This window comes from Streptomyces poriferorum (assembly GCF_019399235.1).
In the GTDB taxonomy this organism is placed as follows: domain Bacteria; phylum Actinomycetota; class Actinomycetes; order Streptomycetales; family Streptomycetaceae; genus Streptomyces; species Streptomyces poriferorum.
The window spans coordinates 1-6,021 of sequence record NZ_JAELVH010000346.1; the positions used below are offsets into that span (position 1 = coordinate 1).

Annotated in this window: 3 protein-coding genes; all 3 read right to left on the minus strand. The window is 69.3% G+C overall.

The window, feature by feature from the left end; genetic code table 11:
* Positions 1-40: 40 nt before the first annotated feature.
* Positions 41-1,435 carry a maltokinase N-terminal cap-like domain-containing protein gene (locus tag JGS39_RS35260; protein ID WP_219573839.1) on the minus strand — a complete coding sequence of 465 codons (1,395 nt, stop codon included), beginning with the start codon at positions 1,433-1,435 and terminating at the stop codon, positions 41-43.
* Between the two features lie 229 nt (positions 1,436-1,664).
* The gene (gene treS / locus JGS39_RS35265; protein WP_219573840.1) at positions 1,665-3,371 is read right to left on the minus strand and encodes a maltose alpha-D-glucosyltransferase; all 1,707 of its coding nucleotides are present in this window, start codon (positions 3,369-3,371) and stop codon (positions 1,665-1,667) included.
* On the minus strand, positions 3,368-5,407 hold the full coding sequence (locus tag JGS39_RS35270) for an alpha-1,4-glucan--maltose-1-phosphate maltosyltransferase (RefSeq protein WP_219573841.1): 2,040 nt from the start codon (positions 5,405-5,407) through the stop codon (positions 3,368-3,370). The genes treS and JGS39_RS35270 overlap by 4 nt, the downstream gene beginning before the upstream one ends.
* Positions 5,408-6,021: the final 614 nt, after the last annotated feature.

The window sequence follows — 6,021 nt, forward strand, 5'->3', positions numbered from 1 at the left end:
GGGTGGGGCGGGCAGGCGGGCAGCGGGTGGTCGTGCCGCTTCAGTCGGCGTCGGCCGCCAGACGGTGGATCGCGGCCATCGGGACGGGCAGCCAGTCGGGCCGGTGCCGGGCCTCGTACAGCACCTCGTAGACCGCCTTGTCGGTCTCGTGGGCGCGCAGCAGCTCCGGCTCGTCGCGCGGGTCGACGCCCGCCGCCTTGGCGTAGCCGTCGCAGTAGGCGGTCCGGCAGCGCGCCGCCCATGCGGCGTTCCAGGGGAGGTGCGAGCGGGCCGCGTAGTCGAAGGAGCGGAGCATTCCGGCGATGTCGCGCACCGGAGGCTGCGGGCTGCGGCGCTCCGGGAGCGGGCGGGCCGGTTCGCCCTCGAAGTCGATCAGTGACCAGAATCCGTCGGTGCCGCGCAGCGTCTGGCCGAGGTGGAGGTCGCCGTGCACCCGCTGGGCGGACCAGTCGCGGCCCCCGTGGCCCAGGGCCGTCACGGCGTCGAAGGCGGCGCGCAGTCCGGGGACGTACGGGACCAGCTCGGGTACCGCGTGGGCGGCCGCCTCGAGGCGCTGCACCATAGCGGCTGCCAGCTCATCGGTCTGGGAACGGCGAAGCGGCGGTGTGGGCAGCGCGGCGGCAAGTGCGGTGTGCACCTCGGCGGTGGCCCGGCCCAGGGCGTGGGCCTCGTGCGTGAAGTCGTCGCCCGCCGCCAGCGCGCGCAGCGCGAGTTGCCAGCCGTCCTCCGCGCCCCGCAGGAACGGCTGGAGCACGCCGAGCGTGAGGCGTTCAGGTGCGGCGGCCTCGAACCACGCGACCGGCGCGGGGACGCGTCCGCAGCCCTGGCGGGATAGCGCGAGCGGCAGCTCCAGATCGGGGTTGGTGCCCGGGAAGACCCGGCGGAAGATCTTGAGGATGTAGGAGTCGCCGTACACGAGAGAGGAGTTGGACTGCTCGGTGTCCAGCACCCGTGGGGTCAGGGCGGCGGGGATCGGCTCCGCCCCCCGGCCGAAGCGCAGGGCGCCGAGGCCGCCGGGTGTGCGCAGCCGTTCCAGCAGCAGCGCGGCCAGGCGCCGGTCGTGCAGGCCCTCGTAGACGGTGCGGCCGGCCAGCGGTCCGTCCGTCACATGGCCGATGAGGGCGGGCGCGAGGCGCGGGGGCAGCGCGGACCGTACGCCGAGCAGCAACTGGTAGCAGTCCGCCGGGGGCTGGTCCGGCATCGTGGGCTGATGGGCCCGCACCAGAAGGTGCAGGAGCCCCGGGCCCGTGTCGACGGCGGCGGAGTCGACCGGCAGTATCTCGGTCGCCGAGACGAGCGAGAAGGCGGTGATGGGCCGCCCCTTGCCCGCGAACCACCGCTGCCGGGGCAGCCATTCGTGCAGCAGCGGTCCGAGAGACGGGAGCAGGGCTGTGCTGTTCGCCAGGGTGACCTGAGCGGATGCAGCCTCCGACATGGCATCGCGTCCTTTCCCCGGGCACACCACAGGATGCGAAGAGTGTCCCGGATTGCGGCTTTGGCTGTCCGGCTGTGCGGGACGTGTCGGGTCAGGATGGTCCGTACGGACTCGACTCGGGGTGATCGAAACGCCAGGAAGATCCAAGAACACTATGGAAGTGCTCGATATGCGGGGAAGAGTGCCCCGTGCGGGGCGGCGGAAACCGCCCCGCAGGTGCCGTTCGTGCTCAGGCCGGCGGCGCGTCCTTGCGCAGCCGGAACCAGTAGAAGCCGTGTCCCGCGAGAGTCAGCAGGTAGGGCCACTGACCGATGGCGGGGAAGCGCACCCCGCCGATCAGCTCCACCGGATGACGCCCGTTGAAGGACCTCAGATCGAGCTCCGTCGGCTGCGCGAACCGCGAGAAGTTGTGCACGCACAGCACGAGATCGTCCCCGTGCTCACGGGTGAAGGCGAGCACGGCGGGGTTGGAGGAGGGCAGTTCGTTGTACGAGCCGAGCCCGAACGCCGGGTTCTGCTTGCGGATCTCGATCATCCGCCGCGTCCAGTGCAGCAGCGAGGAGGGCGAGGCCATCGACGCCTCGACGTTGGTGACCTGGTAGCCGTAGACCGGGTCCATGATCGTGGGGAGGTAGAGCCGCCCCGGATCGCTGGAGGAGAAGCCGGCGTTCCGGTCGGGCGTCCACTGCATCGGGGTGCGTACCGCGTCCCGGTCGCCCAGCCAGATGTTGTCGCCCATCCCGATCTCGTCCCCGTAGTAGAGGATCGGGGATCCCGGCAGGGACAGCAGCAGGGCGGTGAACAGCTCGATCTGGTTGCGGTCGTTGTCCAGCAGCGGCGCGAGGCGGCGGCGGATGCCGATGTTGGCCCGCATCCGCGGGTCCTTGGCGTACTCCGCGTACATGTAGTCGCGCTCTTCGTCCGTGACCATTTCGAGCGTCAGCTCGTCGTGGTTGCGCAGGAAGATGCCCCACTGGCAGCCCGAGGGGATCTCCGGGGTCTTGGCCAGGATTTCCGAGACCGGGTAGCGGCTCTCGCGCCGTACGGCCATGAAGATCCGCGGCATCACGGGGAAGTGGAACGCCATGTGGCACTCGTCGCCGCCCGCCCCGTAGTCGCCGAAGTAGTCGACGACGTCCTCCGGCCACTGGTTGGCCTCGGCCAGCAGCACAGTGTCCGGGTAGTTGGCGTCGATCTCCTTGCGGACCCGCTTGAGGAAGCCGTGGGTCTCCGGGAGGTTCTCGCAGTTGGTGCCCTCGCGCTGGTACAGGTAGGGCACGGCGTCGACACGGAAGCCGTCGATGCCGAGGTCCAGCCAGAAGCGCAGCGCGGAGATGATCTCCTCCTGCACCGCCGGGTTCTCGTAGTTCAGGTCGGGCTGGTGCGAGAAGAACCGGTGCCAGTAGTACTGCTTGCGGACCGGGTCGAAGGTCCAGTTGGACGTCTCCGTGTCGACGAAGATGATCCGGGCGTCCTGGAACTGCTTGTCGTCGTCGGCCCAGACGTAGTAGTCGCCGTACGGCCCGTCGGGGTCGGTACGGGACTGCTGGAACCAGTCGTGCTGGTCGCTGGTGTGATTCATGACGAAGTCGATGATCACGCGCATGCCGCGCTGGTGCGCGGCGTCGACGAACTCGACGAAGTCGGCGAGGTCGCCGAACTCCGGCAGCACGGCGGTGTAGTCGGACACGTCGTAACCGCCGTCGCGCAGCGGCGACTTGAAGAACGGCGGCAGCCAGAGGCAGTCGACGCCCAGCCACTGCAGATAGTCCAGCTTGGCGGTGATGCCCTTGAGGTCTCCGATGCCGTCGCCGTTGGAGTCCTGGAAGGACCGGACGAGGACTTCGTAGAAGACGGCACGCTTGAACCAGTCGGGATCGCGGTCCTTGGCCGGGGTGTCCTCGAAGGTGTCGTGGACGGGCTCGTTGACGATCATGGTGTGGGTGACCCTCCGGTCGGCGGGGACGGTCGCAGGACCGCGATGTGCGCGGGCGTGACGCCCGGTTCCAGGCGCACATAGAAGGTCCTGCCCCAGTGATAGGAATGGCCGGTGAGCTCGTCGCGCACCGGCACGCTCTCGTGCCGGTCGAGGCCGAGTTGCGGCATGTCCAACGAGACGGTCGCCTCCTGGGTGTGGTGCGGGTCGAGGTTGACGACTGTCAGAACGATGTTCGAACCGGAGCGCTTGCTGTAGACGATCAGGGCGTCGTTGTCGGACGAGTGGAAGTGCACGTCGCGCAGCTGCTGCAGCGCCGGGTGGCGGCGCCTGATCCGGTTGAGCGTGGTGATGAGCGGAGCCAGTGACCGGCCCTCGCGCTCGGCGGCTTCCCAGTCCCTGGGCCGGATCTCGTACTTCTCCGAGTCGAGGTACTCCTCACTGCCGTTGCGGAGCGGGGTGTTCTCGCACAGTTCGTACCCCGCGTACACCCCCCAGGACGGGGAGAGGGTCGCCGCGAGCACCGCCCGTGCCTCGAAGGCCGGCCTGCCGCCGTCCTGGAGATGGCCGGGAAGGATATCGGGGGTGTTCACGAAGAAATTGGGCCTCATGACAGAGGCCGATTCGCCGGACAGTTCGGTCACGTAGTCCGTGATTTCCTGCCGGGTGTTGCGCCAGGTGAAATAGGTGTACGACTGCTGGAATCCGACGGTGGCCAGGGTGTGCATCATCGCGGGGCGGGTGAATGCCTCGGCCAGGAAGATCACGTCGGGGTCGGTGCGGTTGATGTCGGCGATCACCTTTTCCCAGAAGATCACCGGCTTGGTGTGCGGATTGTCCACCCGGAAGATGCGTACGCCGTGATCCATCCAGAAGCGCAGGATGCGGACGGTCTCCGTGACGAGGCCCCGCAGATCCTTGTCGAAGGCGATCGGATAGATGTCCTGGTATTTCTTCGGCGGATTCTCCGCATAGGCGATGGTGCCGTCCGCCCGGTGATGGAACCACTCGGGGTGCTGTTCCACCCAAGGATGGTCGGGCGAGCACTGGAGGGCGAAGTCCAGCGCGATCTCCATGCGCAGGGTGCGGGCCGCCTCGACGAAATGGTCGAAGTCCTCCAGCGTGCCGAGGTCCGGATGGACCGCGTCGTGACCGCCCTCGGCGGAACCGATCGCCCACGGCACACCGACGTCGTGCGCGGCGGGGGAGAGGGAGTTGTTGGGGCCCTTGCGGTGGGTGGTGCCGATGGGATGGATGGGCGGGAGGTAGACCACGTCGAACCCCATGGCGGCGACCGCGGGCAGCCGTTCGGCCGCCGTGCGGAACGTGCCGCTGATGATGCGGGGCGGCTTCGGGGCCGCGGCGGTCTTGGCCGTACGACCCTTGCGGGGCGCCTTGGCCGGCTCCACCCTGGCGCCCTCGGAGCGGGGGAACAGCTCGTACCAGGAGCCGAACAGCGCACGCCTGCGCTCGACGACGAGCGGGTGCGGACGGGACGCGGTGACCAGCTCCCGCAGGGGATGGCGGGCCAGCGCGTCGCGCGCCTCGGGGGTGAGCGCGGCGGCCAGCCGGGCGGCGGCCGGCCGGGACTCGTCGCGCAGGGCGTCGACCGCGGCCAGCACCGCCTCGCGCCCGTCGCGCTTGGGCACGCCCTCGGCGGCCCGTTCGTACAGCTCGGCGCCCTCCGCCAGGACCAGCGCGGTGTCGATCCCCGCCGGGATCTTGATCTTCGCCGCGTGCAGCCAGGTGGACACCGGGTCGCTCCAGGCCTCGACCTTGTACGTCCAGCGGCCCTCGGCGTCCGGAGTCACGTCGGCGCCCCAGCGATCGGTGCCCGGAGCGAGCTCGCGCATCGGCGTCCAGGGTCCGGGGCGCCCGCTCGGGCTCCGCAGGACGACGTTGGCCGCCACCGCGTCATGGCCCTCGCGGAAGACGGTCGCGGTGACCTGGAAGGTCTCACCGCTGACCGCCTTGGCGGGCCTTCTGCCGCAGTCGACCAGCGGGCGGACGTCGAGGACGGGAATGCGACCGATCATGAAATCACCTGGGGACTGGAGCTCGGACTCGGCAGGGCGCGAACCGGGCGCGGAGGGCTGAACGCGTACGCCGCGATGGTGGGGTTCGGTCCTTTCTAGCTGCTCGGTCGACGACTGATGGGGTGTGGGCATGGCCGCTCCTGTCCGCGTTCACTCGAATGGCACTCGAATGGATGAGGTAGGGGGTCCGGTGCACGGGTGTGGACCGAATGCGTGTGTCGTCCGTACCGATTGCATACGAACCGGGAGCGGATCGCCGGTGGACAGGGGATGAATCACGCGTGGGCGGTTACGGATCGCCTTCGGCTCTCATCCGAATGCAGTCGTTCCGGGTACCGGAGAAGCCTTCCCACGGATCTCGGTGGGCCAATCCGGTGGTGTGTTAACTACTCGGGCGTATCTGTGAAGGTCCGAATGCGCCGGGCTCGACCGCGCGTACGCGGGATTGCGCGGAACCGGCGTACGCGGGGCGGTACCGGTGCCACAGGGCAGCTTTCCCTGTGGCGCGAAGCCCCACAAGGCCGCACGAGGGGAGGGAATCGGCCATAACGCCTGTGACGGATGTGTCTGGATCTGCGGATGGGGCGGGACGGACCCGGGAGGGACCGGCGGCG

Coding starts and splice junctions, on each gene's coding strand:
- JGS39_RS35260 (WP_219573839.1), bottom strand. CDS start 1,435: ATGTCGGAGGCTGCATCCGCTCAGGTCACCCTGGCGAACAGCACAGCC.
- treS (WP_219573840.1), bottom strand. CDS start 3,371: ATGATCGTCAACGAGCCCGTCCACGACACCTTCGAGGACACCCCGGCC.
- JGS39_RS35270 (WP_219573841.1), bottom strand. CDS start 5,407: ATGATCGGTCGCATTCCCGTCCTCGACGTCCGCCCGCTGGTCGACTGC.